27 protein-coding genes are annotated in these 26,497 nt (G+C 68.1%); 15 read left to right on the plus strand and 12 right to left on the minus strand.

The window, feature by feature from the left end; all coding sequences use genetic code 11:
• Positions 1 to 137 precede the first annotated feature (137 nt).
• Entirely contained in the window at positions 138 to 1,913 is a 1,776-nt protein-coding gene (locus ACWPKK_RS04930; RefSeq protein WP_452001446.1) for a tetratricopeptide repeat protein, read from the plus strand.
• Here ACWPKK_RS04930 and ACWPKK_RS04935 read toward each other — a convergent pair.
• The 5 genes from ACWPKK_RS04935 to ACWPKK_RS04955 form a co-directional block, all read right to left on the minus strand.
• Complete coding sequence (locus tag ACWPKK_RS04935; protein ID WP_452001448.1) at positions 1,889 to 2,158, minus strand: hypothetical protein; 270 nt, start codon at positions 2,156 to 2,158, stop codon at positions 1,889 to 1,891. The genes ACWPKK_RS04930 and ACWPKK_RS04935 overlap by 25 nt on opposite strands.
• 114 nt (positions 2,159 to 2,272) lie before the next feature.
• A complete protein-coding gene (locus ACWPKK_RS04940) occupies positions 2,273 to 2,953 on the minus strand; it encodes a carbonic anhydrase (RefSeq protein ID WP_324871354.1) in 681 nt (226 codons plus the stop codon).
• A 124-nt stretch (positions 2,954 to 3,077) separates the two neighbouring features.
• Positions 3,078 to 3,671 (minus strand): UbiX family flavin prenyltransferase, encoded by a 594-nt coding sequence (locus ACWPKK_RS04945; protein WP_452001450.1) that lies wholly within the window; start codon positions 3,669 to 3,671, stop codon positions 3,078 to 3,080.
• 48 nt (positions 3,672 to 3,719) lie between these two features.
• On the minus strand, positions 3,720 to 4,334 hold the full coding sequence (locus ACWPKK_RS04950) for a DUF1013 domain-containing protein (protein WP_310113951.1): 615 nt from the start codon (positions 4,332 to 4,334) through the stop codon (positions 3,720 to 3,722).
• Positions 4,335 to 4,643: 309 nt separating this feature from the next.
• Complete coding sequence (locus ACWPKK_RS04955) at positions 4,644 to 5,660, minus strand: NAD(P)H-quinone oxidoreductase (RefSeq protein ID WP_452001452.1); 1,017 nt, start codon at positions 5,658 to 5,660, stop codon at positions 4,644 to 4,646.
• Between the two features lie 141 nt (positions 5,661 to 5,801).
• On the opposite strand from ACWPKK_RS04955, the gene ACWPKK_RS04960 reads away from it, so the two are divergent.
• Positions 5,802 to 5,999, plus strand: a complete 198-nt coding sequence (locus ACWPKK_RS04960; protein WP_014247741.1) for a DUF1192 family protein — start codon at positions 5,802 to 5,804, stop codon at positions 5,997 to 5,999.
• 55 nt (positions 6,000 to 6,054) lie between these two features.
• On the opposite strand, the gene ACWPKK_RS04965 is transcribed toward ACWPKK_RS04960, so the two are convergent.
• Positions 6,055 to 6,879 (minus strand): DUF2189 domain-containing protein, encoded by an 825-nt coding sequence (locus tag ACWPKK_RS04965; RefSeq protein WP_324871357.1) that lies wholly within the window; start codon positions 6,877 to 6,879, stop codon positions 6,055 to 6,057.
• A 177-nt stretch (positions 6,880 to 7,056) separates the two neighbouring features.
• Entirely contained in the window at positions 7,057 to 7,239 is a 183-nt protein-coding gene (locus tag ACWPKK_RS04970) for a DUF4169 family protein (protein ID WP_452001454.1), read from the minus strand.
• A gap of 353 nt (positions 7,240 to 7,592) precedes the next feature.
• On the opposite strand from ACWPKK_RS04970, the gene ACWPKK_RS04975 reads away from it, so the two are divergent.
• From ACWPKK_RS04975 to ACWPKK_RS05015, 9 genes are all read left to right on the plus strand, one after another.
• Positions 7,593 to 10,832 carry an AsmA family protein gene (locus ACWPKK_RS04975; RefSeq protein WP_452001455.1) on the plus strand — a complete coding sequence of 1,080 codons (3,240 nt, stop codon included), beginning with the start codon at positions 7,593 to 7,595 and terminating at the stop codon, positions 10,830 to 10,832.
• A 114-nt stretch (positions 10,833 to 10,946) separates the two neighbouring features.
• Entirely contained in the window at positions 10,947 to 11,342 is a 396-nt protein-coding gene (locus ACWPKK_RS04980; protein ID WP_452001457.1) for an accessory factor UbiK family protein, read from the plus strand.
• A gap of 272 nt (positions 11,343 to 11,614) precedes the next feature.
• A complete protein-coding gene (locus tag ACWPKK_RS04985) occupies positions 11,615 to 12,118 on the plus strand; it encodes a type III secretion system chaperone family protein (RefSeq protein ID WP_149223467.1) in 504 nt (167 codons plus the stop codon).
• A 38-nt stretch (positions 12,119 to 12,156) separates the two neighbouring features.
• A complete protein-coding gene (proC, locus tag ACWPKK_RS04990) occupies positions 12,157 to 12,978 on the plus strand; it encodes a pyrroline-5-carboxylate reductase (protein WP_452001459.1) in 822 nt (273 codons plus the stop codon).
• A gap of 12 nt (positions 12,979 to 12,990) precedes the next feature.
• Entirely contained in the window at positions 12,991 to 13,476 is a 486-nt protein-coding gene (locus ACWPKK_RS04995; protein ID WP_452001461.1) for a YbaK/EbsC family protein, read from the plus strand.
• Positions 13,477 to 13,554: 78 nt separating this feature from the next.
• Positions 13,555 to 14,241 (plus strand): TetR family transcriptional regulator, encoded by a 687-nt coding sequence (locus ACWPKK_RS05000; protein ID WP_324871364.1) that lies wholly within the window; start codon positions 13,555 to 13,557, stop codon positions 14,239 to 14,241.
• Positions 14,242 to 14,422: 181 nt separating this feature from the next.
• Positions 14,423 to 14,857, plus strand: coding sequence for a phasin family protein (locus ACWPKK_RS05005; RefSeq protein ID WP_149223471.1), 435 nt, complete (start codon positions 14,423 to 14,425; stop codon positions 14,855 to 14,857).
• 171 nt (positions 14,858 to 15,028) lie between these two features.
• A complete protein-coding gene (locus ACWPKK_RS05010) occupies positions 15,029 to 15,364 on the plus strand; it encodes a tRNA-binding protein (protein ID WP_452001463.1) in 336 nt (111 codons plus the stop codon).
• Positions 15,365 to 15,554: 190 nt separating this feature from the next.
• A complete protein-coding gene (locus ACWPKK_RS05015; protein WP_452001465.1) occupies positions 15,555 to 17,555 on the plus strand; it encodes a methyl-accepting chemotaxis protein in 2,001 nt (666 codons plus the stop codon).
• Between the two features lie 79 nt (positions 17,556 to 17,634).
• Here ACWPKK_RS05015 and ACWPKK_RS05020 read toward each other — a convergent pair whose 3' ends face one another.
• Positions 17,635 to 18,375, minus strand: a complete 741-nt coding sequence (locus ACWPKK_RS05020; protein ID WP_452001467.1) for a response regulator transcription factor — start codon at positions 18,373 to 18,375, stop codon at positions 17,635 to 17,637.
• A 941-nt stretch (positions 18,376 to 19,316) separates the two neighbouring features.
• On the opposite strand from ACWPKK_RS05020, the gene ACWPKK_RS05025 reads away from it, so the two are divergent.
• From ACWPKK_RS05025 to der, 4 genes are all read left to right on the plus strand, one after another.
• The gene (locus tag ACWPKK_RS05025; protein ID WP_324871368.1) at positions 19,317 to 19,958 is read left to right on the plus strand and encodes a response regulator transcription factor; all 642 of its coding nucleotides are present in this window, start codon (positions 19,317 to 19,319) and stop codon (positions 19,956 to 19,958) included.
• Positions 19,959 to 20,253: 295 nt separating this feature from the next.
• Positions 20,254 to 20,898: a DUF2659 family protein gene (locus tag ACWPKK_RS05030; RefSeq protein WP_452001469.1), complete on the plus strand. Its 645-nt coding sequence runs from the start codon at positions 20,254 to 20,256 to the stop codon at positions 20,896 to 20,898.
• A 9-nt stretch (positions 20,899 to 20,907) separates the two neighbouring features.
• Positions 20,908 to 22,290, plus strand: coding sequence for an outer membrane protein assembly factor BamB family protein (locus ACWPKK_RS05035; protein ID WP_452001471.1), 1,383 nt, complete (start codon positions 20,908 to 20,910; stop codon positions 22,288 to 22,290).
• 41 nt (positions 22,291 to 22,331) lie between these two features.
• Positions 22,332 to 23,726 (plus strand): ribosome biogenesis GTPase Der, encoded by a 1,395-nt coding sequence (gene der, locus ACWPKK_RS05040; protein WP_452001472.1) that lies wholly within the window; start codon positions 22,332 to 22,334, stop codon positions 23,724 to 23,726.
• Between the two features lie 126 nt (positions 23,727 to 23,852).
• On the opposite strand, the gene ACWPKK_RS05045 is transcribed toward der, so the two are convergent.
• Genes ACWPKK_RS05045 through map form a run of 4 tightly spaced genes read right to left on the minus strand, consistent with a single transcriptional unit; the run spans position 23,853 to position 26,323 of the window.
• Entirely contained in the window at positions 23,853 to 24,302 is a 450-nt protein-coding gene (locus tag ACWPKK_RS05045; protein ID WP_452001474.1) for a cupin domain-containing protein, read from the minus strand.
• The gene (locus ACWPKK_RS05050; protein ID WP_324871373.1) at positions 24,295 to 24,888 is read right to left on the minus strand and encodes a Uma2 family endonuclease; all 594 of its coding nucleotides are present in this window, start codon (positions 24,886 to 24,888) and stop codon (positions 24,295 to 24,297) included. Before ACWPKK_RS05050 ends, ACWPKK_RS05045 begins: the two co-directional genes overlap by 8 nt.
• 38 nt (positions 24,889 to 24,926) lie before the next feature.
• A complete protein-coding gene (locus ACWPKK_RS05055; protein WP_452001476.1) occupies positions 24,927 to 25,517 on the minus strand; it encodes an NUDIX domain-containing protein in 591 nt (196 codons plus the stop codon).
• The gene (gene map, locus ACWPKK_RS05060; RefSeq protein WP_452001477.1) at positions 25,514 to 26,323 is read right to left on the minus strand and encodes a type I methionyl aminopeptidase; all 810 of its coding nucleotides are present in this window, start codon (positions 26,321 to 26,323) and stop codon (positions 25,514 to 25,516) included. Before map ends, ACWPKK_RS05055 begins: the two co-directional genes overlap by 4 nt.
• Between the last annotated feature and the right edge of the window lie 174 nt (positions 26,324 to 26,497).

The following is a 26,497-nucleotide window of genomic DNA, read 5'->3' on the forward strand; positions in this document are numbered from 1 at the left end:
TCTCATGACAATCCAGGGAAAATCCCGATTCTGTGACCGTTTGCGACGATTGGCGACGGTGCCCGACTGGACTGGTGCCGCCGCCGCGGCGCATGATCCGAAACACCGCCGACCCCCGCCAACCCGCAAGAGTCCCGATGGTCACTTTGTCGCAGGCCCTGCAGATCGCACTCGACCACCATCAGGCGGGCCGGGTGGCGGAGGCGGAAGATATCTACCGCCGGATCCTTGGCGCCGATCCGGAATATGCCGATGCCATGCAGCTTCTGGGCGTCCTGGCCGCACAGACAGGTCAATTGGAGGCGGCGGTGCGGCGGCTTCGCCTCGCGGTGGCATTGCGCCCCGACTCCGCAGGCGGCTGGTCCAACCTCGCCGGGGCCGAGCAGTCTGCGGGCGCCGTGGAGCGGGCGGTGCTGCTCTATGGCCGGGCGCTGTGCCTGATGCCGGAGTTGGCCGATGCCCATGCCAGCCGGTCCGCGGCCCTGCGCAGGCTTGGGCGGCATGATGCGGCGCTGGCGGCTGCCGCCGTGGCGTCGAGTCTGGCGCCGGATCATGCCGACGCGCTGGCCAACCGGGCGGCGGCGCTTCTGTCGCACGGCGAGGCCCAGGCGTCGGAATCCTGCGCACGCCGGTCGCTGCGCCTGAATGGACGGTCAGCCGTGGCTCACGCAACCTTGGCCGCCGCTCTCGCCGCGCAACGCCGCTGGACCGATGCCGAAGCGGCGGCCCGCGACTCGCTGACGGCTGACCGCAACCTCGGCGAGGCATGGGAGGTGTTGGGCGCGGTGCTGGCGAAGCTCGGGCGCTTCCCCGAATCGTTGGATGCCTTCGCCAATGCCGCGCGGCTGCGGCCCGGCCCTTCGCTGTGGGCGGCCCGCGGCACCGCGCTGATCGCCATGGCCCGGCCGGATGAGGCTGCCTCCGAGTTCGAGCGCGCATTGGCCGACCGGCCGCAGGATGCCGGGCTGCACTGGAACCTCGGCTTCGCCCGGCTGATGGCCGGCGACTATGCCGGAGGCTGGCCGGAGTTCGAGTGGCGCCGCCACGACGACCGTGCCGAGCCGCCCTGGCGTCGCTTCTCGCAACCGACATGGCGGGGGGAGGCGTTGGAGGGCCGGACCATCCTGCTCTATGCCGAACAGGGACTGGGCGACACGCTGCAGTTCCTGCGCTACGTCCCGCTGGTGGCCGCTCGCGGCGGCCGTGTGGTTCTGGAGGTTCAGCCGTCCCTGCTGCCGCTGATGGCGGGCGTGGACGGACCGGCCCGGGTGATCGCGCGCGGCGACCCGCTGCCGCCCTTCGATCTGGAATGCCCGCTGATGAGCCTGCCGCGCGCCTTCGGCACGATGGCGGACGACGTGCCGGCGACCGTTCCCTATCTGCGGGCCGATCCGGCGCGCGTCGCAGTCTGGCGCGAACGCCTTGCGGCAGGAGTTGGGCTGCGGGTCGGCCTCGTCTGGGCGGGCAACCCGCGTTTTCCCGGCGACGACCAGCGCTCTCCCCGGCTGGCCGGCTTGCGCGGGCTATTGGATGTGCCGGGCTGCCGCTTCTTCGGGTTGCAGATGGGACCGGGGCGGGCCGATCTCACGCAAGCGGCTTTGCCGGACGGCTTCACCGATCTGGCCCCGAAGATCGCCGATTTCGCCGATACGGCGGCGATCATGAGAAATCTGGATTTGGTGGTGTCGTCCTGCACCGGACCGGCGCATCTGGCCGGGGCGCTCGGCGTGCCGCTTTGGGTGGCGCTGCCCTTCTCCGCCGACTGGCGCTGGATGGCCGGCCGCGACGACAGCCCATGGTATCCGACCGCCCGCCTCTTCCGGCAGCCGGCGCCCGGCGACTGGAGGTCAGTCGCCGGACTCATGGCCGCCAAACTGGCGGTTCTGGCTCAGCGCTTGATGCCGTCGCCGTAGCGCGAGCAGTCGTAATCGTCGGTTCCGACCTCTGCCCGGCCGCCGTTGGATGTGTTGTAGCGCGGATCGTCGCAGCGGCCATTGCGCGCATAGGGCGAGTCGGAGCTGCCCGACCCGAACAGGCCGCCGCCACCGCTGCCGCCGAACAGACCACCTCCGCTGCTGCCGCTGTTGCCCGTCTGGTTGCAGGCGGCCAGCGCAAGGGGGGCGGCGACCAGGATCACAAGTGGAAGTGCAGTCTTCATGGCGTTCCCTACCTCTTGTCGGAGTGAAGAAAACCTCTTTCCTTCGCTCTCAACAGGGTAGGGCGCCCTGAAATTCCCGTGCTCGCGCTTGGGTACGGCGTTTGCGCGGCTTTCTTACTCGACCGGCTGGAACAGGCGGGTGGAGGGGTTGATCGCCCACATCTCGCCCGACTGGATGTCGAACCACCAGCCATGGATGTTCAGCGTCCCCGCTTCCACGCGTTCACGCACGAAGGGGAAGGTCATCAGGTTTTCGACCGACGCGCGAACCGCCGCCCGTTCGATCACTGCCGGGGTATTCTGCAGCTTTTCCGCATCGGCCCGCGCCTGTTCCGAACCTTCCGGCCCGACATAGGGATCGAGCGCCGAGCCGGCGATCGACACCCAGGGGGACACGAAATCATCCTCCGACTTCTGGCCGGCGCGCAGCCGGATCAGACCCTGGATGCCGCCGCATTGGGCGTGACCCAGCACGATGATCTCCGACACCTTCAGCGACTTGACCGCATATTCGATGGCGGCCGAAGTGCCGTGATAGGCGCCGTCGGGCTGATAGGGCGGGACGAGGTTGGCGACGTTGCGCACGACGAACAGCTCGCCGGGCTCGGCCATGGTCAGCAGGGCGGGGTCGACGCGGCTGTCGGAACAGCCGATCAGCAGAACTTCCGGATGCTGCCCTTCGGTCGCCAGCTGGCGCATGCTGTCGGGTCGGCGTTCGTAATAGCGGGCGCGGAACGCTCTGATGCCGGCCAGAAGCTGGCGGATGGGCTCGCTCGGTTGGCTGCTGAAGGGCATGGTCGGCTTGTCCCCGTTACTGTCGGCCGGCGGCAGCGCCGGCTCCGCTACATTTCGCATTGACAGCGGTATAACGGCATTGCGCCCGCGGTCCAAGCCGCCTGTTGCGGCATCGCAGCGCGGGTCAGCCCTCCGCCGAACGCTCACCCCACCGGCGCAGATTGCCGGCGTCCAGCCCGAACAGGTCCAGCACCCGTCCCACCGAATGGTCCACCAGATCGTCGATGCTGTCGGGCCGCGCATAGAAGGCGGGCACCGGCGGCGCGATCACCGCCCCCATCTCCGCCAGCGCGGTCATCGTGCGCAGATGGCCCAGATGCAGCGGCGTCTCCCGCACCATCAGGACCAGCCGCCGCCGCTCCTTCAGCGCCACGTCCGCCGCGCGGGTCAGCAGGGTGGAGGTGACGCCGCTGGCGATCTCGCTCATCGTGCGGACCGAACAGGGGGCGACCACCATGCCCAGCGTGCGGAAGCTGCCGCTGGAGATCGCAGCCCCGATATCGGCAGCGGAATAGCTGACGTCGGCCAGCGCCCGCAGTTCCGCCACCTTCATGGCGGTTTCATGCGCCAGCGTCACTTCGGCTGACCGGCTGACGACCAGATGCGATTCGACGCCGATCCGCCGCAGCGTCTGCAGCATGCGGATACCGTAGATCACCCCCGACGCGCCGCTGATGCCGACGACGAGTCGGGGCGGAGGTGTGTTGCGGTCGGTCATCGCAGGCTTTCATGCCCTCTCCCACACGGGTGGGGGAGAGGGATGGCATCAGTGGGCGTCTTCCTGTTCGGAATAGCGGTCGTCGTCGCGGTTCTCGCCGTAGAAGTCCTCTCCGGCATCCTCCGGCGCGCGCGGCACGCCGCCGCGGCGGATGGCCAGCGCCAGCGCTTCTTCCAGCTCACGGCCGGAGCAGAGGCCCAGCATGACCGGGCTGCGCGGCTTGATGTTGGCGACGTTCCAGTGGGTGCGGTCGCGCACCGCGGCGATCGTCGGCTTGGTGGTGCCGATCAGCCGGCAGACCTGGGCGTCCGACAGTTCCGGATGATGCTTCAGCAGCCAGGCGATGGCGTCGGGCTTGTCGCCGCGCTTGGTGATCGGGGTGTAGCGCGGACCCTTGGACCGGGAGGCGACCTGCGGCAGGTCGGCGACCAGCAGCTTCAGGCGCAGATCCTGGTTCTTCTCGCAGCGCTCGATCTCCTGCTTGGTCAGCTGGCCGTTGGCGATGGGGTCGAGCCCCACCATCCCGACCGCGACCTCGCCGTCGGCGATGGCCTGGACTTCCAGCGAATGCATGCCGCAGAAGGCGGCGATCTGCTCGAAGGACAAGGACGTGTTCTCGACCAGCCAAACGGCCGTCGCTTTCGGCATCAAGGGCAGTGCCATCATCCCTCCTGACAACTCTTCACCGGCCGCACCCGCTGGCGGGTGGTGCGGCCGGCCGTTCGAACTGGTTATGCGGCGCGAGAGCGGTTCCGCGATCCCGGGGCGGTTGCCCCATTCTCGTCACCACGATATAGGGCGAATACCGGTCCGCGTAAGCATGCTTGCGCAGGCGCACCGGGAAATCCCGGCCGCCCGCTCGCCTCTGCTAACCCGTCTTGGCAGCCTAAGGCAAGCCCGACGGCGCCGTGTCGACGAAGAAAGCGCAGAATGCGGTCCGGCTTTGCGTTCCGGACCGCCCCGGAAGGCCGTTCAGGCCGCGTCGGGTCCGACCGTCAGCACGATCTTGCCGATATGGGTGCTGCTTTCCATCAGGCGATGGGCCTCGGCTGCCTCCTCCAGCGGGAAGGTGCAGTGGATCTGCGGCTTGATGCTGCCGGACTCCAGCAGCGGCCAGACATGCTCGCGGAGCTCGGCGGCAATGCGGCCCTTTTCGGGCACCGGGCGGGCGCGCAGGGTCGACCCGGTCAGCGTCAGCCGCTTGGTCATCACCGGCGCCATGTTCAGCGACACCTTGGCCCCTTGCAGGAAGGCGATGGAGACGTGGCGGCCGTCGACCGCCATGATGTCGACGTCGCGGGCGATGTAGTCGCCGCCGACCATGTCCAGCACCACGTCGACGCCGCGCCCGCCGGTCGCCTCGCGGATCACGGAGACGAAATCCTCGGTCTTGTAGTTGATGGCCCGGTCGGCGCCGAGCTGCTCGCAGGCGCGGCACTTGTCGTCGCTGCCGGCGGTGGTGAAGACCGTGGCGCCGAAGGCCTTCGCCAACTGGATCGCCGTGGTGCCGATGCCGCTCGACCCGCCATGGATCAGCAGCGTCTCGCCGCGCTTCAGGGCGCCGCGTTCGAACACATTGGTCCATACGGTGAAGAAGGTCTCGGGCACCGCCGCCGCTTCGACCATCGACAGCGATCCGGGCACCGGCAGGGCCTGCACCGCCGGCACCACGCAATATTCGGCATAGCCGCCGCCGGCCACCAGCGCGCAGACGCGGTCGCCGCTGGCCCAGGTCTCGACGCCCTCGCCGATGGCGATGACCGTGCCGGACAGCTCCAGCCCCGGCAGGTCGGAGGCGCCCGGCGGCGGGTCGTAGCGGCCCTGGCGCTGCAGGGTGTCGGGACGGTTCACGCCCGCGGCGGCGACCTCCACCAGGATCTCGCCGGGACCCGGCACGGGGGCCGGGCGGCTGGTGGGGCGCAGCACCTCCGGCCCTCCTGGCTGGGTGATCTCGACGCAGCGCATGCTGTCGGGCAAGGCGAGGCCCATGGCGTTCTTCCCTTCTTTTCCGTGGTCGGGCAGGCGTTTGCCGGCACCGGTGCATTGGAATTGTCCGGCTCGAAAGGTAGATTTGACCGACCGGCCTGACAAGGCGAAGGCGGAACACGCGGCAGGGAAGGGAACCAAGCCATGGCCATCGACGACCGTTTCGAGGATCTGGAGCCGCGAAAGGCCAAGCCGGCGCCGAAGGACCTGACCGTGATGGGCGTGGCCGAGCTTGAGGCCTACATCGCCACGCTGCAGGCGGAGGTCGAACGTGCCCGCGCCGCCATCGCGGCCAAGCAGGCGCAGAAATCGGCGGCCGAGGCATTCTTCAAGAAGGGCTGACGAAAAAAACCCTCCCCCGCGGGCGGGAGAGGGCTTTTCTGGATATGTCGGCGCTTCACCGTCCCGGGCCGACCAGATCGCGGTAGCAGTGCCAGGAGGCATGGCCGATCACCGGCAGTGCGATCGCCAAACCGATGAAGGCGGTGACCATTCCGGCGCTCATGAACAGGGCGATCAGGAAGCCCCAGGCGATCATTGGGCGAATGTTCGCCCGCACCACGGCGATGCTGGTCGCCATGGCGGTGAAGACGTCGGTGTCGCGGTCCAGCAGCATCGGGATCGACACCACGGCGACGGAGAAGACCGCGGTCGCGATGACCCCGCCGAACAGCGTGCCGGTCAACAGGAACGGAATGGTGTCTGCCGAGAAGAAGATGCGGTCGACCAGCTGGTCCAGCGCCGGCGGCTCGCCCGAGAAGAACAGGGCGAAGATCAGGAAGGCGATGCGGATCCAGGCAAGCATGGCCAGCATCAGGACCAGTCCGATCCCGGCGATCTGAACCCCGTTGCGGCGATAAACGGCGGCAACCTTGCCGAAGGTCGGCCGTTCGCCGAGCTCCAGCAGCCGGCTGGTCTCGTACAGCCCGACCGCCAGGAGCGGGCCGACCAGCATGAAGCCGGCCCCCATCGGCAGCAGCAGGTATTCCATGTCCAGCAGGGCCAGCCCGACCACAAGGACGAAGCTGGAGATCACCGCCAGCGCGCCATAGGCGAAGCTGATGGCGGGCGCCGCCATCATGTCCTGCCAGGCCGACGCCAGCCAGACCCAGGGGCGGTCGATTTCCACCGTCCGGATCGGCGGCAGCCAAGCCGGACTGTGGGCCGAGTTGTGGGATTGAGGCGTTTGAACGGATCCGCGAAACGACGTCATGTCGACCATGATGACGGCCCTCCCCAACAGCCAAGGAGCGCACCGGTCGGCGCCCTTGGCAGGCACTGTCACATGATCAGTCCGATAGTCGCAATAGGGAACTATCGGTATATCCAATAGTAACAAAAGCGCCGAGGTTATTCCCAGTGCAAAGCTTGGTCTTTACCGTGCTTTGGCACGAGCAGGTCAGGTCTCGTCCTCAAGCTTATGTCCATCCAAAGTCTGAGTACGCTGCTCGGCCTCCTTGCGGTCGCGCTCCTTCTCCGCCTTGGTGCGTCCGAATCGGGTCCGATTCGCTTCGGCTTCCTTCGCCCGTTCGGCCCGTTCGCGGGTCTTGCGGAAGCGGTTGAGGTTGACCACGTCGCCCATGGCACGGTCTCCGGCTGCTGAATCTGGGTTTTCGGGTCCGGCGCGGCCGGATGGGCGGCGGCGCGCGGAGAATTCCTGGGGAAAAAATCGGACAGGCCCCAACTTGGCCGTGGGATTGCCCAAATTGCTTGTTTCTTCTGCGGGCGCTAGCTTACCGAAGGACTGTCCTCATCGGAAGCCGCCATCGGGTCCCGACCGGCGCGGAGGGTGAGGGGCAGCAAAGGCAAGCGCGTGTCGGTTCGTATCCCATGCGGGGACGGGCCGGTGCCGGTCGATGGCGGCGACGTGGTAACAATGACGTGGCAAAGGGGCACGGCCGAGGATAAGGCCGGCGCAGGGAAGGCGGACACCCGGTGAAGAAGATCCTGATCGCTGCACTGGCCGGACTGGTGGTTCTGGCCGGCATCCTGTTGGCAGCGCCGAGCCTGATCGATTGGAACGCCTACAAGGGCACCATCGCCGAGCGTGTATCGCAAGCGACCGGGCGCCGGGTGGAGTTGCGGGGCGACGTCGGCTTCACCCTGCTGCCGTCGCCGGCGCTGACGGTGCGCGACGCCCGGCTCGCCAACGCTTCCGGTGCAGCCGAGCCCGACATGGTGCGGTTGAAGAAGCTGGATGCCCGCGTCGCGCTCGGCCCCCTGCTGAGCGGCCGCATCCAGGTGGAGAGCATCACGCTGGTCGAACCGACCTTCGTGGTGGAAGTCCTGATGGACGGCCGGATCAATTGGGACCTGTCCACCACCGGCAGCAGGCCCGGCGACGGGCTGGGCGCCGCCGAAGGGCTGGTGTCCGCCGTCAGCTTCGATCAGGTGCTGATCGACAACGGCACCGTGATCTACCGCGACGACCGCAATGGCCGGACCGAGACGGTGGAGGGGCTGAGCGCCCGCATCGCCGCCGGCAGCCTGAACGGTCCCTTCCAGATCCAGGGCGATTTCCGTTTCCGCGGCCTGCCCCTTCATGGCGAGGCGACCGCCGGCCGCTTCACCGAAGGTGCGGCGGTCCCGGTACGGGCGACCCTGTCGATGCCCCATACCGACGCGACCCTCCGCTTCGCCGGCATCCTGACCGGCGGCGGCGGATCGAAGGTGCAGGGCGACCTCCGCGCCGAGGGCAGCGACTTCGCCAAGCTGGTGGACGCGCGCCGGCCTGCGGCGCTGGCCCAGCCCTTCAACCTGCGTGCGACGGTGGAGGCGGGGACCAGCCTCGCGACCTTCTCCAGCCTGGAAGCCCAGCTGGGCGACACCCGGGCCACCGGAAATGCCACCCTGCGGGCCGGCGACCCCGCCAAGCGCGAGGCGCCGCGCACCGAACTCACGCTCGCCGTCAATCGGCTTGACCTGGATTCCTGGCTGGCGCGGAGCGGGCAGGGGGGCACGGCCGGCGGTTCCGCCACCACGGCTCCGGCAAACCCCGCGGCCGGCGGCGCCAGGCAGTCGGGCCTGTCCTTCGCCCTGCCGATCGGGGTGGAGGCCAAGCTGGACGTGGCCGTCGATGCCATGAGCTACAATGGCGGGGTGGTGCGTCAGGGCCGGGTCGAGGCGAGCCTGACCGACGGCCGGCTGAACATCGACCGTATCAGCGCCCTGCTGCCCGGCGGGTCGGACTTCGTCGCGGCGGGAGAGGTGACCACGCCGGGTGGCCTGCCGACGCTCGACATGCGGATGGAGGCGAATGCCGACAACCTGCGCGCCCTGCTGGAGTGGGCGAAGCTGGATGTCCGGTCCGTTCCCGCCGACCGGCTGCGCCGCGCTTCCCTGGCCGCCCGGCTGCAAGGCCATGCCGACCGCTTCGAGATGTCGGGAATCGATTTCCGCTTCGACAGCAGCCGGCTGAGCGGTGCGGTCGCCTATGTCGACCGCGGCCGTCCCGCCTTCGGCGCCCGCCTCGAACTCGACCGCCTTTACCTGGACGGCTATCTGCCGGCCGAACCCCTGCCGGCCCAGCCGGCCACACCAAACTCGGCCCAGCCGGCAGCGCCACGCGCCCTCGGACCGCGGGCCGGCTCCACCGGCTCGGCGCCGATGCCGCAGCGGCTTCTCGGCCTTGCCGACGCCAACCTCGACCTGCGGATCGGGCAGTTGACCGTGGGCGGCTTGCCGGTCCAGGGGCTTCATCTCGATGCGACGGTCGCGTCCGGCGCGCTGACTGTGCGCGAAGCCAAGGTGGACAACATCGCGGGGCTGACGGCGCGCGTGGACGGGCAGGTCGCCAGCCTGATGCCGTTGCGCGGCGTGAACCTCGCCCTGGCGGCGGAGGCCAAATCGCTCGGCGGGCTGCCCAGCGCCGTTGCCTGGCCGTCCGGTTTGCCGGCGCCGGAACGGCTGGGCTCGGTCAGTGCCAAGGCCCGGCTGGCCGGCGACGGGGAGCGGCTGGCAGTCGAGGCATCCGCCGGCATGCTGGGCGGCACGCTGGAAGCCGGCGGTGCCGTCCTGGGGCTCGACCGCACGCCCAGCGCCGACCTGAAGCTGCGTTTGACCCATCCGGAGATGGGGCGCGTCGCGGCGCTGTTCGCCGACCGCGGGCTGGCCCGCGCCCTCGGTCCGCTGGACCTTTATGGCGAACTGACGGGGAGCGCGACATCCCCGGTGCTGAACAACCTCCAGGGGCTGGTCGCCGGTGTGCCGGTGCGCGGCAAGCTGGTCCTCGACCGCAAGCCGGCGCGGCCCGCCTTCCAGGCCGACCTGCAGACCGGCGACCTCGACCTCGACCGGCTGCGCAACGCGCCGCTGGTGGGCGATGGTGCCGGCCGCAATGCGGGGGCATCCGCCGGCGATCCGGCTGCCGTCGCCCCTGCCGATCCGCTGGCGGATCTCGACTGGATGCAATCGGCGGACGGCCGCCTCGCCCTGACCTCCACGTCGCTGACGCTGGGCGGGCAGCGCATCGTGCAGCCGGCGCTGCGGGCGACGCTCTCCGGCGGAACCGCGACCCTGGAGCAGCTGGACGGCGAATGGCAGGGCGGCCAGATCGGTGTCAGCGGCCGTGTCGCCGCCGTACCGGGGCAGGAGCCGAAGCTTGACGCCGACATCACCGTCATCAAGGCCGATTTCGGGACCGCGCTGTCCGGCTTCGGCGGGCTGGGGCTCGGCGGCGGCGCCGTGGATCTGGACATGACCGTCTCCGGCAGCGGCCATGGCGACGCGCTCGTGCGCAGCCTGGCCGGCCGCGGCCGGGCGGTGGCGTCGGGTGGCGTGCTGCGTGGGGTCGATCTCGCCGCTCTGCGCAGCCGGCTGGCCGGGGTTGAGCGCACGCAGGAGGTGCTCGGTGCCGTCGCCGGTGCCCTGCAGGGCGGGGAGACCAGGCTGGAACGGCTGGACATCCGCTTCGCCATCGAGCAGGGGGTGATTCGCGCCGACGACGCCCGCCTGGCCACCGCTCCCGCCGACGGCACGCTGGCCGGTACGGTCTCGCTGCCCGACGAGCGGGTGGATTTGGGGTTGACCCTTAAGGTGAAGGCCGACGGCGACCTGCCGCCGCTGACCCTGCGCATCGCCGGCCCCTGGGACGCACCGACCCAGACTCTGGACCTGAAGGCCCTGCGTGACCGCTTCAATGCGGCGTCCCCGGCCGACCCCGCGGTCCGGCCGTGAGGTCCGCCGCATGCCACGGCTGCGCGCCGTGGTATGCGTGTGATGGGCCAAGGGCGTTGAAGTCGCGGCGCGCGGCGTCCATAATGAACGAACGGTAACCGGAAGTCAGAGCCGATGCAGGTGGACAATAGGATTTTGGACGATCTCGCCCGTGTGGCGGGTGGCGCTCTCGGCGCCTTCTCGTCCTTGCGCGAAGAGGCCGAAGGTCAGCTGCGCGCTCAGCTCGAACGTGTTCTGTCGCGGATGGACGTGGTCAGCCGCGAGGAATACGAGGCCGTCCGCGCCATGGCCGCCAAGGCCCGTGAGGAGCAGGAGGCGATGGCCGAGCGGCTTGCCGCGCTGGAGGCCACCGTCGCGACGCTGACCGCCGGGCATGCCCCGCTGCCGGTCGTGGTCGAGCCGGCCGGCGTTCCGGCGGTGGTCGACACCGATCCGGTGACGCCGGCGGCGGCCCCAGCGGCGCCCAAGCCTGCCGCGGATATCACCGGCACAGGGCCTACCGCGTCCTGAGCATCTGCGCAGCCGCAACACCCGGCGCCCCTCACGTCATCGTTCCGGCTTGTGTCGCCATCGGCGGCTTGGCCGGGTCTTGGCCGGTTGACGACCCGAACGTCGGCCGGTCGGAACGCTGACCGGGTGCCGATGTGGGCGGACGCCGCGTGCCGATGCTCATCTTTTCATCACCTTCGGGGTATTGGCCCGGACCCGCGCAATTAGACAGGCGCGTCTTCTGGTCCGGGTGAACGGTACCGCCCATTGCGCCTTCACAGGAGGACGCTGACATGTCGGCAGTAGCCGTCGAAACCACCACTCCCGCCCACAACCCGCTCGACGTGGTCGAGGAGATCGTAACCGCCAACGAGTGGCCCTTCGACCGCGCCACCGAGGACGAACTCGTCGTCGAGATCGGCGGCCGCTGGTGCGATTACCGGCTCTATTTCGTCTGGCAGCCCGATGTCAGCGCGATGCAGTTCTCCTGCCAGTTCGACATGAAGGTCCAGGCTGCCCGCCGCACCGCCGTCGCCGAACTGCTGGCAGAGGTGAACGGCCGCATGTGGCTGGGCCATTTCGACGTCTGCTCGGAGGAGCATACGCCGATGTTCCGCCAGACCATGCTGCTGCGCGGGTCGCGCGGTGCCGCGGTGGAACAGCTGGAGGATCTGGTGGAAATCGCCCTGTCGGAGTGCGAGCGCTTCTACCCGGCCTTCCAGTTCGTGATCTGGGGCGGCAAATCCGCGCCGGAGGCGGTGTCCGCCGCCATTCTCGACACCATGGGCGAAGCGTAAGCCCGAGCATTGGCATGAACAGGGGGAACGACGGGGTCATGACGGCGGATAACGGTGCGTCGCTGCTGCTGGTCGGTTGCGGGAAGATGGGCGGGGCGATGCTGGACGGCTGGCTTGCCGCCGGAACCGCTTCGCGCGTCGTGGTGGTCGACCGGGCCGGTCTGCCGGAACGGCTTGCCGGTGACGCGCGCGTCTCGCCGGCGTCCGGCGCGGACGCGCTGCCCGACGGATTCGTTCCCGATGTCGTGGTGCTGGCGGTCAAGCCGCAGGTGATGGAAGAGGCGCTGCCGGCCTACCGGGCGCTGGTCCGTCCCGGCACCGTCTTCCTGTCGATCGCCGCCGGCAAGACCATCGCCTATTTCGAACGGCTGCTGGGAGAGGGGGCGGTCGTCGTCCGCTCCATGCCCAACACGCCGGCCGCGATCGGCCGCGGCATGACCGTCGCCGTTCCCAACGCCCGTGTCAGCGCAGACCAGCGCGATCTGTCCGACCGGCTGCTGCGCGCCGTCGGCGATGTCGCCTGGGTCGAGGATGAAGGTCTGCTGGATCCGGTCACCGCCGTGTCCGGCAGCGGCCCTGCCTATGTCTTCTTCATGGTCGAGGCGATGGCCAAGGCCGGCGAGGCTGCCGGGCTGCCGGCCGATCTGGCGATGCGGTTGGCCCGCGCCACCGTGTCGGGCGCCGGCGCCCTGCTCGACGCATCGCCGCAGGAGGCGGCCGACCTGCGCAAGGCGGTGACCAGCCCCAACGGCACCACCCAGGCCGCCCTCGATGTGCTGATGGCGCCTGAAGGAATGCAGCCGGTGATGACCGCTGCCATCGCCGCCGCCACCCGGCGGTCGCGCGAACTGGCCGGTTGACGGGAGGCGGACATGGCGACCGCGCTCAGCCCCTCCGCCGCCCGTGTCCAGGCCCTGCTTGACAGCATCGGCCTCGGCCATCGCGTGATCGAGCATGAAGGCAGCACCCGCACCTCGGAGGACGCCGCGAACTCCGTCGGCTGCGAGGTGGCGCAGATCGCCAAGTCTCTGATCTTCCGCACCAAGGAGACCGGGCGCCCGGTCCTGGTCGTCGCCAGCGGCACCAACCGGGTGGACGAGAAGGCGGTCGGCCGGCTGATCGGCGAGAAGATCGAGCGCGCCGACCCGGAGTTCGTCCGGGAGTCGACCGGCTTCGCCATCGGTGGCGTTCCCCCCATCGGCCATGCCGTACCGCCGCTGGTGCTGATCGACGACGACCTGCTGCGGCTGGAAACCATCTGGGCCGCCGCAGGCACGCCGAACGCCGTGTTCCGCCTGACGCCTGCCGATCTGGTCAGCATGACCGGCGGACGGGTGGAGACCGTGCGCAAGGCGTGACGATTTCGGGGGACGGGTGACGTTTGCCCGTCCGCGCACCACCTTATGACGCGATCCCTGTCGCCTGGAGGTGGTGCCATGTCCGACATGTCGTCCGACAAGCCTGAAGACAACAGCTTCCGCTCCGATCCTACCGACCCGGACTCTCTCGATCGCACCGTGGCCGCGGCAGCGATGAGGCTGGCCGCCGAGAAGGGGTGGCGCCGCGTCGGGCTGCTGGAGGTTGCGCATGCCGCCGGCATACCGCTGTCCCGGTTCCACCACCGCTATCGCGGGCGCGCCGACGTGCTGGCGGCGGTGTCGCGGGTCGCCGACGCCACGGTGCTGGCGGGGGACGTCGCCGCCGATCCGACCGAACCGGCGCGCGACCGGCTGTTCGACGTGATGATGCGCCGCTTCGACGCACTGCGTCCTTTCCGGGAAGGCCTGCGTGCCGTGGTGCGCGACCTGCCGGCCGATCCGGCGACCGCTCTTGCATTTTCCTGCGCCTTTGGCCGCTCCATGGCCTGGATGCTGCGCGCCGCGGGGATCGATCCCGACCAGCGTGGCGGGGCAGCCCTCGTCGCCGGTCTCGGCACCGTGCATGCGCGGGTGATGCGGGTCTTCCTGAACGACGACACTGCCGACCTGTCGCGCACCATGGCGGCACTCGACAATGCGTTGCGCGGGGCGGAACGATGGGGCGCGACGTTCTGCCGCTGGACCGGCCGCCGGGGGCCGCTTGGCCGGAGAACCGGGCCGGATTCCATGGCATCAACGGTTTAGACTATGTTGGTCGTGCGGAGGGTAGGGCAATGCGGCATTTTTACCCGCCAAGGTTATGCTGCGGCGCAAAAACCGCATTGACTAACTTTTCGGCACTCTGCATAGTCGGCCAATCAATGTTGCGTCGCAACATGCCCGTATTCCGATGCGGGCAGCAAACACTGATGCTGGGATGAGAAACATGGCCAAGATGAGCGGTAACCCCTTCCTCGAATTCGATCCGTCCAAGCTGATCGGCGACCTCAAGGTTCCGGGCGTCGATATCGAGACCATCATCGCCAGCCAGCGTAAGAACATCGAGGCGGTGACCGCCGCCAACCAGCTGGCCTATGAAGGCTTCCAGGCCATCGTCCGCCGTCAGGCCGAAGTGCTCCGCACCGTGACCGAGGACGTGAACCGCGCCGTCGGTGAGCTGACCGCCGCCGGCACGCCGGAAGAGAAGGCCGCCAAGCAGGCCGATCTGGTCAAGGTCGCCTTCGAGAAGTCGCTGGCCAACATCCGCGAACTGAGCGAGATGATCGCCAAGTCGAACACCGAGGCCGCCGAGATCCTGACCAAGCGCGTGTCGGACAGCCTGGACGAGGTCAAGGCCGCCATCGCCAAGACGAAGGGCTGATCCAGCCTCCGGTCCGCCAGGATCTGCGAAGAGCCGGGTTCTGCGAAGAGGGGTCGCCATCGGCGGCCCCTTTCCATTTCCGGCCGCAAGCTTGCTGATTCCCGCTTCCGGGTTCCGAGATCGGGGCAGGCGCGCTACCTTGGCGCCCTACTCAACCGGATCGGGACAGCCATGACCATCACCTACGACGATTTCGCCAAGGTCGACATCCGCGTCGGCACCATCCTTGCGGTCGATCCCTTCCCTGAGGCGCGCAAGCCCGCCTACAAGCTGACCATCGATTTCGGCGGCGACATCGGGCCCAAGCGCAGTTCCGCGCAAATCACCAGCCATTACGCTGCCGATGCGCTGGTCGGCCGCCAAGTGCTGGCCGTGGTGAATTTCCCGCCCAAACGTATCGGTCCCTTCACCAGCGAGGTGCTGTGCCTGGGGCAGCCCGATGCCGAGGGTGCGGTGGTGCTGGTGGGTCCTGACCACGCGGTGCCGGATGGAGCGCGTCTGTTCTGACGACGACAGATTCGAAAACCCTATGCGTCCAAAAGAAACTCTTTCGGGTTGCAAGAGTTCGTTGTGAATATCGCGACAAGTGGTCGCAGGGCTCGTATGTATTTTAAATGAATGCAGTCTAAACCAGGATGGCATAGTGCGCGCGACTGTGAACTCGCACTTGCAAACTGTTTTCTGGTGGATGGCACTCATGGATGCCCTGCGCGCCTTTGTCGGCCGGCTTTCGATTTCCACGAAAGTCACGGTGTTGAACCTCTTCGGCATGTTGATCCTCAGCACGGCGATCCTGTTCGCGATCGGGCAGGTGATCGTCCGTGACCTGGAACGGCAAGCGATCGAGATGCAACGCCTCAGCATGGACATCGCCTGGTCGTCGCTGAACGAGCGCGGCGGTGCCTTCACCGTCGCCGACGGCAAGCTGCTGCTCGACGGTGTCGTCATGAACGACAACAACGTCGTGGTCGACAAGATCAAGCGCATCACCGGGGGCACTGCCACCCTGTTCCTGGGCAACCGCCGAATCGCCACCAACGTGATGAATGCCGACGGCACCCGCGCTGTCGGCACCACGCTGGCCCAGGGTCCCGCTTACGAGTCGGTGTTGCGCCAGGGCGCCCCCTTCCGCGGCATGGTCGATATCCTGGGCGAGCCGTATTACGCCGCCTACGACCCGATCAAGGACAAGGCCGGCAAACCGGTCGGCATCCTCTATGTCGGCATCAAGAAGGCGGAGGTGTTCAAGACCTTCGACGACAGCATGCGCTTCGCGACGATGCTGGTCGTGCTGTGCGCCGTCGTGCTGGCGGTGCCGGGCTATCTGGTGTCGCGGGGGCTGCTGCGTCCGCTGGGCCAGCTCAGCCAGGTGATGACGGCGCTGTCCTCCGGGGATCTGACCGCCGAAGTGGCGGGTGCAAAGCGGCTGGACGAGATCGGCGCGATGTCGCGCTCCGTCCTGGTCTTCCGCGAAGGCATGGCCGAGGCGGAGCGGCTGCGCGCCGAGCAGGAGCATCAGCGGATCCAGGGTGAGGCGCAGAAGCGCAAGGCCCTCCAGTCGATGGCCGATACGGTGGAGCAGGAAAGCCGCGGTGCGGTCGAGCGGGTCGCCGCCCGCACCCAGGAGATGGACCGCAACGCCGGCGCCATGGCGAATTCGGCCGGGTTGGTCGGCTCCAACGCACAGAATGTCGCCGCCGCCGCGGCGCAGGCGCTCAGCAACGCCCAGGCGGTCGCATCGGCCGCGGCGCAGCTGACGGTCTCGATCGAGGAAATCGGGACCCAGGTCGGCCATGCCGCCAGCGTCACCCGTGCCGCCGTGGCCGCCAGCGACCAGACCGAAAGCACCATCGAATCGCTGTCCTCCGCCGTCGGCCGCATCGGCGACGTGGCGGAACTGATCCAGGGGATCGCCGCCCAGACCAACCTGCTGGCGCTGAACGCGACCATCGAGGCGGCGCGGGCAGGGGAAGCGGGCAAGGGTTTCGCCGTCGTCGCCAACGAGGTGAAGAATCTGGCCAACCAGACTTCGCGCTCCACCGAGGAGATCTCGCGCCTGATCACGGAGATTCAGTCCGTGACCGCCCGCAGCGTGGAGGAGGTGCGCAGCATCAGCCGCACCATCGGCGAGATCGACTCCATCTCCGGCACCGTTGCCGCGGCGGTCGAACAGCAGGCGGCCGCGACCCAGGAAATCTCGCGCAATGTCGGCCAGACGGCCAGCGCCGCCACCGACGTGTCGACCCGCATCGACGAGGTGTCGCGCGAGGCCAAGGTGACGGAGGAGCGCGCCGACCTGCTGCGGGCCGGCGCATCGGAGGTCACCCACAGCATCGACGAGTTGATGCATGTGCTGGTTCGGGCGGTGCGCACGGCGACGGAGGATGTCGACCGCCGCAGCCTGCCGCGTTACCGGGTCGATGCCCCCTGCACGGTCGAGGCGCCGGAAGGCCGGCTGACCGTGCGGCTGCTCGACATCTCCCGCCACGGCGCCGCGCTGGGCGAGGCCGACGCCGTCGGCAGCCGCGGCACGCTGCTGTTCGACAGCCTGGGCGTGGCGCTGCCCTTCGAGGCCTTCACCCGCGAGGAGGGGGTGGTGCGTGTCCGCTTCCGGCTCGCCGAGATCGACCGGCAGTCCTTCGACGCCCGCTTCGACCGCTTCGAGGAAGCGATGGCGGGCCGGCGCCTGGCTGCCTGAACTCCGGCTGGCTGAGCGGTAGGGCATGGGCCGCCGGACCGGTCACCCGGGGGGCGGTCCCGAACGGCGAGGCCGGGGCTCAGACCCCGGCGCGCCGGGTTGCCGTGGCGTGCATGTGCGGCGGGGTCATGCCGGACCGCGCCTGCTCCAGGGCGCCCTGCTGGCGTGCGGCGAAGACGCCGGCTTCCGTGCGGTTGCGGAAGTGCAGCTTCGACAGCACGCTGCGCACCATCGACTTGATCACCGCCTCCGACAGGTCTAGCGCGTTGGCGATGGTCCGGTTGTTCATGCCTTCGCCCAGCAGGCGTAGGGTCTCGAACTCCGGGTCCGACAGTCGCGGCAGCAGCGTCAGGCGGATTTCGTCCACACCCAGCCGCGACAGGAACTGCTTGGGCATCAGGCAATGCCCTTCCAGACCGAGATCCAGAAGTTCGTTGATGCGGTCGACGTTCAGATCCTCGAACACCCAGGCATCGGCAAAGGCCAGGATATGGGCGGCGTCCAGCAACTCGCGCGAGGACAGCACCACGACGATCCGGGACCGGCGGGACAGCCGGAGATAGACCATCGGTTCGTTCTCGCGAAGCGCGGTGAACTGCTGCAGGCCGATCAGGATCGCATCCGGCGTCAGCGCGCTCTGGGTCAACTCCCCGATGTCGTGCAGAACCGTCACGCGGTGGCGTCCGCCGCGGTCGAGCTGCTGCACCACGTTCTCGGTCAGCGCGTTGTTGTCGAGGATCAGGCAGACATGCATGGGAGTCACCGCGTTGCGGGTCTGGTGAGATGCTTTCTCATGGGCGTACTCATGGTGTGTGTGCATGGGTCAGCTCTGTCTGGAGGAGGCATCCACGGCCGGCCCGGCTCGGGGCGTCGCCGCCTGCGTCTAAGGGTTGAAACGGAGTCCGGCCGGTTGGCCCAGGCACGTCTTCGGTCAAGATCAAAGCGGTTATGGGAAATTTCCCTGCCAAGTATTTCTGCGTTGTCCGCAGTCCGACGGTCATTCCCGGGAGGGAAATCCTGATCGCACCGCGTGATTTAGAAATGAACTGAGCTCCGCGTAAATCAGGCGATGGATGATCAGCCAAGATCGCTTTTCGTCTCCTTGTTGGTCGCCTCAGGTTTCGAAACGGTAACACCTATGGAATGATGTGTGCTGGCCGGGTCACACGGGAATGCGCGTTGGTACAGGCATCCTTCAGGACTATCCGTTCGGTTTGGTTACGGTTTTCCCTCCTCTCTTGCGCAGCCGAATCGGTGTTAACCGATCGCCTGACACACGAACGCCACAAAGATGGCAAGGTTCCAGAAAAATTCCCGTCGCTAATGGAGACAACAGGTCTCATTTCGAATAATCCCAATAGGGACAAGTGAATCCAATGAGCCTGCGCGATAACGACATTCGCATCCGCAGCAGAATCTATGACTTTCGTCGGAAGCGTTGCTTTGGCCTGCCATGACCTATGGCCCCTCGAACGGGGGTAGCAGCCTCCAATGACCTATGGCCCTTGTCCGGATACAGAGGCTCTTCCGATCGTGGTATCAGATACCCAACACAGCGAAAACAAGCCAACAACGGCAGACGGCCTTCCGGCCGACACCGGTAAGAGGCCGCATGAACGATCGACCACCAAGTCGTCGACGTGGAGTGAATGGGGTGATCCGGGTGCCGCGGGGGCGCATCGGACAAAAACGACAACAGCCCAGGCGTGAGCCGGCCATCATCGGTCGGGCCGGGGCCGGCGAGCGAGGATGACGGGGACCATGAAGATTCTGATCGGGGATGACCATCTGCTGTTCCGTGAAGGCCTGCGGCGGTTGCTCGAGCAGTTGCAGGGCGATGCCAGCTTCGTCGAGGCCGGGACCTTCGACGAGGTGCTGGACCAGTGCCGCGCAGGCGGCACCTTCGACATCATCCTGATGGACCTGCATATGCCGAACTGGCCGGGTTTCGACGGACTGCGCGAAATCCAGGCGCTGCAGCCGGGCGTGCCGGTGGTGGTGATCTCCGCATCGGAAGCGCTGGGCGATATCCGCGGCGCGCTCGACCATGGCGCGACCGGCTATATCCCGAAGTCGAGCAGCGTGAAGGTCATGATGGGCGCCCTGAACCTCGTGTTCTCGGGCGGCATCTACCTGCCGCCGGGCGCGCTCACCGCCAGCATGGAAGCCGCGCCGCGCCGCCGCACGGTGGAGGTCGCCGACCGCAGCGCCGGTTACGGCCTGACCCAGCGCCAGCGCGAAGTTCTGGAATGCCTGCGCCTCGGCAAGTCGAACAAGCAGATCGCCTATGAACTGGGTCTGTCGGAAGGGACCGTGAAGATCCACGTCACTGCGATCTTCAAGTCGCTGGGCGTCAAGAACCGGACCCAGGCGGTCATCGCCGCCGCCGCCATGTCGGCGTAGGAATAGGGTCGGCTTAAGGAATCGGACGGCTTCGGCCGATCCGGGCAACAATACGGGCTGCAGAACCGGGCCGCGGGGGATCGCCTCCGCGGCCCGTATTTCTTTCGGCGTTCAAGTCTTCTCACCCTTGCGGGAGAGGGAGGCTCTTGACCCGACGGGTTGCCCGATGCTATCCGCCCCTCTTGATCTTGCGGAGCCATCCGTCCGGGTAACCGGTCGGCAAGGCTCCGCTCGACCCGCGCCGCCATCCGGGCCGTGCGCGAAGCCGCCACCGCAAGGACGCCACCGCAGCGCCATGAGCGATATTTTCCGCGAAGTCGACGAGGATCTGCGCCGGGACCGCGCGGAGCACCTTTTCAAGAAGTATGGCGGCGCCATGATTGCCGCCGTCGTCCTGATCGTCGCTGGCACCGGCGGCTACAGCTTTTGGCGCCACTGGCAGGCGCAGAAGAAGGAAGAGCAGACCGCCGCGCTGGTCACCGCCATCGCGCAGAGCGCCCAGGGGCCGGAGAAGGGAGTGGAGGCTCTGGCCGCATTCGCCGGATCCGCCAACCCCAGCCTTGCCGCCATCGCCCAATTCAATGCCGCGGCCCTGATGATCCGCCAGGGCAAGCCGGCGGAGGCCGCGACCGTCTATGACGGCATCGCCGGCAACGGCTCCGTCCCTGCCGAATACCGCGACCTCGCCACACTGATGGCGGTGATGCAGCGCACGGACGGCGGCGACCCGGCGCAGCTGACCGCGAAGCTGCAGCCGCTGACCGCCGACGGCAGCCCGTGGCGCTTCACGGCGCGCGAACTGACGGCGGTGCTGGCGGTGCGCGCCGGCGACACGGAAAAGGCCCGCACGCTCTTCAAGCAGCTGGCGGACGACCAACAGGCGCCGTCGGGCGTGCGCAGCCGCGCCGCCGATCTCGCCACCCTCTACGGCAAGGGCTGACCCAAGGCCATGACGACCCAACAGGCGATTCTCCGCAAGACGGCGGGCACCAGGTCCCGCAGCATCCGCCGGGCAGCGCTGCTGTCCGCGTCGCTCCTCGCAGTGTTCCTCGGTGGGTGCGACACGCTGGACAGCTGGATGGGCAAGACCCCCGATCCGCCGCTGCCCGGCAAGCGCGTCGCCGTCCTGCAGCGCGAGCGCAAGGTGGAACCGGACGCGCAGCTTGCCGCCGTGGCCGTCACCGTGCCGCCGGCGGTCGCCAACGCCGCCTGGTCGCAGCCGGGCGGCACGCCGGACCATGTGCTGGGCAATCTCGCCCTGTCGGCCAACCCGTCCGACGCATGGCGCGCCGACATCGGTTCCGGTTCCAGCAGCTCGCGCGCACTGCTCGGCACGCCGGTGATCGGTGACGGGCGCATCTTCGCCATGGACGCCGATTCGCACGTCTCCGCCCTGAACGAGCGCAGCGGCCAGTCGCTGTGGCGCGTCGACACCCGGCCGGAGAACGAGCGCGGCGGCGCCACCGGCGGCGGCGTCGCCTATGCCGATGGCCGCGTCTATGCCGCCACCGGCTTTGCGGAAGTGCTGTCGCTCGATGCCGGCAGCGGCAAGGTTCTGTGGCGCAAGCGCATTGCCGGTCCGGTTCGCGGCGCCCCGACGGTTGCCGGCGGCCGGGTGATGGTCATCACGCTCGACAACCAGACCATCGCGCTGTCGACGGACGACGGTTCGGTCCAATGGTCGCACCAGGGCATCCTGGAGACCGCCGGACTGCTCGGCGCCGCCAGCCCGGCCATCACCGGCACGCTGGTCGTCGCCCCCTATTCCTCGGGCGAGCTGTTCGGGCTGCGCCCGGAAAACGGCCGCGTCGCCTGGCAGGACAGCCTGGCCGCCATCCGCCGCACCGGCGCGCTCAGCAATCTGGCCGATATCCGCGGCCTGCCGGTGGTCGACCGCGGTGCCGTCTATGCTATCGGCCATTCCGGCCGCATGGTCGCCATCGACGAGCGCATCGGCGCCCGCATTTGGGAAACGGAGATCGGCGGCGTCAACACCCCCTGGCTGGCCGGCGACTATCTGTTCACCGTCACCAACGACCAGGAGGTCGTCGCGGTGGCGCGCCAGAACGGCAAAGTCCGCTGGGTGGCGCCGCTCGCCCGCTTCAAGGATCCCGAGGACAAGACCGGCCCGATCGTCTGGTCCGGCCCGGTGATGGCGGGCAACCGCCTGTGGGTCGCCGGGTCCAACGGCCAGCTGCTGGGCCTGTCGCCTTCGGACGGCAAGGTGGAGGTGACGCGGTCGCTGCCCACCGGTTCCTACTTGTCTCCGATCGTTGCCAACAACACTCTTTATGTGCTGTGCGACAACGGAACGCTTGTCGCGTTCCGCTGATCGCGGATTTCCTCCGTCTGTTGTGAAAGGCCTTTGGCCCCATGTCGTTCACCGTGGTCCTCGTCGGTCGGCCGAATGTCGGCAAATCGACTCTCTTCAACCGTCTGGCCGGCAAGAAGCTGGCCCTGGTGGACGATACGCCGGGCGTCACCCGTGACTGGCGCTCGGCCCCGGCCCATGTCGGCGGCCTGTCCTTCACGGTGGTCGATACCGCCGGCCTGGAGGACGTGACCGACGACAGCCTGGAGGCGCGCATGCGCCGCCAAACCGAGCAGGCGCTCGCCCGCGCCGACGTCGCGCTGTTCATCATCGACGCCCGCGCCGGCATCACGCCGCTGGACCGCCATTTCGCCAACCTGCTGCGCCGGGGCAAGACCCCGGTGCTGCTGGTCGCCAACAAGACCGAGGGCAAGGCCAGCCAGCCCGGCATGTTCGAGTCCTACGAACTTGGCCTGGGCGATCCGATTCCGCTGTCCGCCGAGCATGGCGAGGGCATGGCCGACCTTGTCGAGGCGCTGCTGCCCTACGCCCCGCCCGACGACGGGGGAGAGGCGGAGGAGGCCGATGACGGCTTCGATCCCAGCATCCCCATCGGCGACCAGCCGGAGCCGGAGGAGGATCGCAGCAAGCCGATCCAGATCGCCATCGTCGGCCGTCCCAACGTCGGCAAGTCCACGCTGCTGAACAGCCTGCTCGGCGAGGAACGCGTGCTGACCGGCCCGGAGGCCGGCATGACCCGCGATGCCATCGCCGTCGACTGGGAATGGCGTGACTGCAGGTTCAAGCTGGTCGACACCGCCGGCATGCGCCGCCGCGCCCGCGTCGACGAGAAGGTCGAGAAATTGGCGGTCGCGGACAGCCTGCGCGTCATCCGCATGGCGAATGTCGTCATCCTGGTCGTCGATGCCGGCGCCATCCTGGACAAGCAGGACCTGACCATTGCGCGCCTGGTGATCTCCGAGGGCCGCGCCCTGGTGATCGCCATCAACAAGTGGGACGCGGTGGACGACCGCGCCATGGCGCTGCGTCAGGTCGAGGACAAACTGGAGGCGACGCTCGGCTACATCAAGGGCGTGAAGGTCGTCACCATTTCGGCGCTGAAGGGCCACAAGCTCGACACGCTGCTGGACGGGGTGCTGGAGACCTACACCGTCTGGAACCGCCGCATTCCGACCGCGCAGCTGAACCGCTGGATCGAAGGCGTCCTGGAACACCATCCGCCGCCCCTGGTGGAAGGCCGCCGGGTCAAGATCCGCTACGTCACCCAGGTGAAGACCCGCCCGCCGACCTTCGCCCTGTTCGTGAACAAGCCGCTCGACCTGCCGGAAAGCTATCAGCGCTACCTGACCACCCACCTGCGCGACAGCTTCGACATGCCCGGCGTGCCGGTGCGGTTGCTGCTGCGCAAGGGCAAGAACCCGTACGCGGAGGACTGAGCGGGGGAGGGGCGTCGTGCCCCCTCCCTCCCCCGCCTTTGGCGGGAGAGGGTAGATTAGCAATGCGGCGGCAGTCCCCTCTCCCGCGATCGGATCGGCCTATGGCCGACCGAGTGCGGGGGAGGGTTAGGGAGGGGGCAAAACGCCCCCCGGCTCCCACCCCTCCGGCGCCATCCTGAACCCGGCGAACTCGAAGGCCGGTGCCACGGTGCAACTCACGAGCGACCAGCCGCCAAGGCTCCGCGCCGCCTGCCAGGCGCCGACCGGAACCACCGCCTGCGGCCGCTCGCCGCCTTCGATGTCCATCCCCAGCCGGCAGCGCTCGACCGCACCGCCTTCCTCATGGACCGACAGCTCCAGCGGTGCTCCGCCATGCCAGAGCCAGATCTCCACGGCATCCACCGCGTGCCAGTGCGACCGCTCGCCCGCCCGCAGCAGGAAGTAGATCGCGGTGACGGCCCCGCGTCCGCCATCCGCCGGCGCCCGGTAGGTCTCGACGTAGCAGCCGCCTTCCGGATGCGGCTGAAGTCCCAGCAGTTCAATCAGCCGCTCGGCGGACAAGGCGCGTTCAGGCATCGTCGTTCTCGCCCACATGGATGATCAGGTCGAAGGACACTCGTGTGTCCTCATAGATCGCCGCCAGCGGCAGCCTCACCTCAAGCGCCGGGATCGATAGCACTCCCTCTCGCCCGGAAATCAGTTCATGTGTCCAGCCGTCCCCCGCGCGCCGGAAGCTTTCCACCACCGCCACCCGCTGATGGACCAGAACATATTGGGTCAGGGAGGGCAGGGTGCGGTAAGCGGCGCTCTTGGTGGTATGATCGTAGCTGGAGGTGCTGTCCGACAGCACTTCGACGATCACCGTCGGCTCGGTCGCCAGCCGGTCGCGGTCGTCCAGCGCGGCGCAGGTGACGAAGACATCCGGATAGAACACCGACTCGTCGGCCCGGATGCGCATCGTCTCCTGGAATACGCGGCAGGGCGAGCCGCGCAGATCCGCCCGGAGAGCGGAATAGACGTTGCCGGCGATCTGGTTGTGCGCGACCGTCCCGCCGACCATTGCCACGATCTCGCCCTGAAGGAATTCATGGCGGCTGTCCTGCCGATCCTCCCAAACCAGAAATTCGTCCAGCGTCATCCGGCGGTGTTTGCGCAGGGCCATGACCGCCCTCCCGGTCGGTGAAAGATCACTTGGTCATTTTACACCGACCGCGTCCGTGCCGCCATGCCCAGCCCCTCGCGCAACTCCGGCATCAGCATCGCTCCCAGCATGGCGATCACCGGTAGTACGGCATAGTCGCCGCGCGCCGCCGCGTCGATCAGGTCGCGGGTGCTGTGCAGTTCGATCCGCATGTCCTCGAGGTCGCCGTTGTCAGGCTCCGCCACCTTGCGGGCGTCCTTGGCGTGGAACATGTGGCAGGTGCTGCCCTTCGAGTTGGCTCCGACCACGAAACCGCCGAGCGCCGTCCAATCGTCGGCGGCATAGCCGGTCTCCTCCAGCAGCTCGCGCTTGGCGGCGGCCAGCGGATCCTCGCCGGGTTCGATGGCGCCGGCCGGGAAGGTCAGGCTGACGCGGCGGGCACCATGCTTGTAGGTGCGCAGCATCACCACCCGGCCATCCGCGGTCTCGACATACATCAGCGCGAAGTCGGGCTGGTCGAGCTGGTAGAAATTCTCGACCGTCCGCCCATCCGGCAACTGGACGGTCTCCGCCCGCACCTTCAGATAGGGGCTGGCGTCCAGCAGGTCGCGGCTGCCCAGCACCTCCCAAGGCTTCTGTTCGTCACTCATGCGGCGTTCCCATAGGGAGGCTGGGTGTAGCCGGCGGGGGAAAGCGTGAAGATCTCGCAGCCGTCCTCGGTGATGCCGATCTGGTGCTCGAACTGCGCCGACAGCGAACGGTCGCGGGTGACCGTCGTCCAGCCGTCGGACAGGATCTTCACCTCATGCCGGCCGGCGTTGATCATCGGTTCAACCGTGAAGACCATGCCGGGGCGCAGCTCCACGCCGGTGCCGGGCTTGCCGAAATGGTCCACATGCGGCGCGTCGTGGAAGACCTGCCCGATGCCGTGCCCGCCGAAGTCGCGGACGACGGAGCAACGCGCCGCCTCGGCCATCGTCTGGATGGCATGGCCGATGTCGCCCAGATGGTTGCCCGGCTTGGCCTGGGCGATGCCGGCCATCATGCAGCGATAGGTCAGGTCGACCAGCTTGCGCGCCTTGACGCCGATCTTCTCGCCGACGAAGTACATGCGGCTGCTGTCGCCGTACCAGCCGTCCAGGATCACGGTGACGTCGATGTTGACGATGTCGCCCTCCACCAGCTTCTTGTCGTCGCTGGGGATGCCGTGGTTGACGATGTGGTTTGGCGAGATGCAGCTGCTGGCCGGATAGCCATGGTAGCCCAACGTCGCCGGAATGCCGCCGTGGTCGCGCTGGAACTCTTCGATCAGCTTGTCGAGCCGGCCGGTGCTGACGCCCGGCACCACGAAGGGCGTGATGTAGTCCAGCGTCTCGGCCGCCAGCCGGCAGGCCTTGCGCAATGCCGCGAATCCCTCCGGACCGTGCAGCACGATCCGCTTGCCTTCCTTATCCATCAAACCGTCATCCGTCACGTAAATCCTCTGGTCTTTCAGCCGCTGCGCCCATCCGCAAGCCGCGCAACAAGCTATCACGCCCCCGGTCTGAAAAAAGCCCCTGCATTCCACCCCTGCAAGCGTAGGATTCGGCGGAACGGCTTGCTATATGTGGCGGGCCTTATCCCCATCGGA

It is taken from the genome of Azospirillum largimobile (genome assembly GCF_977007025.2).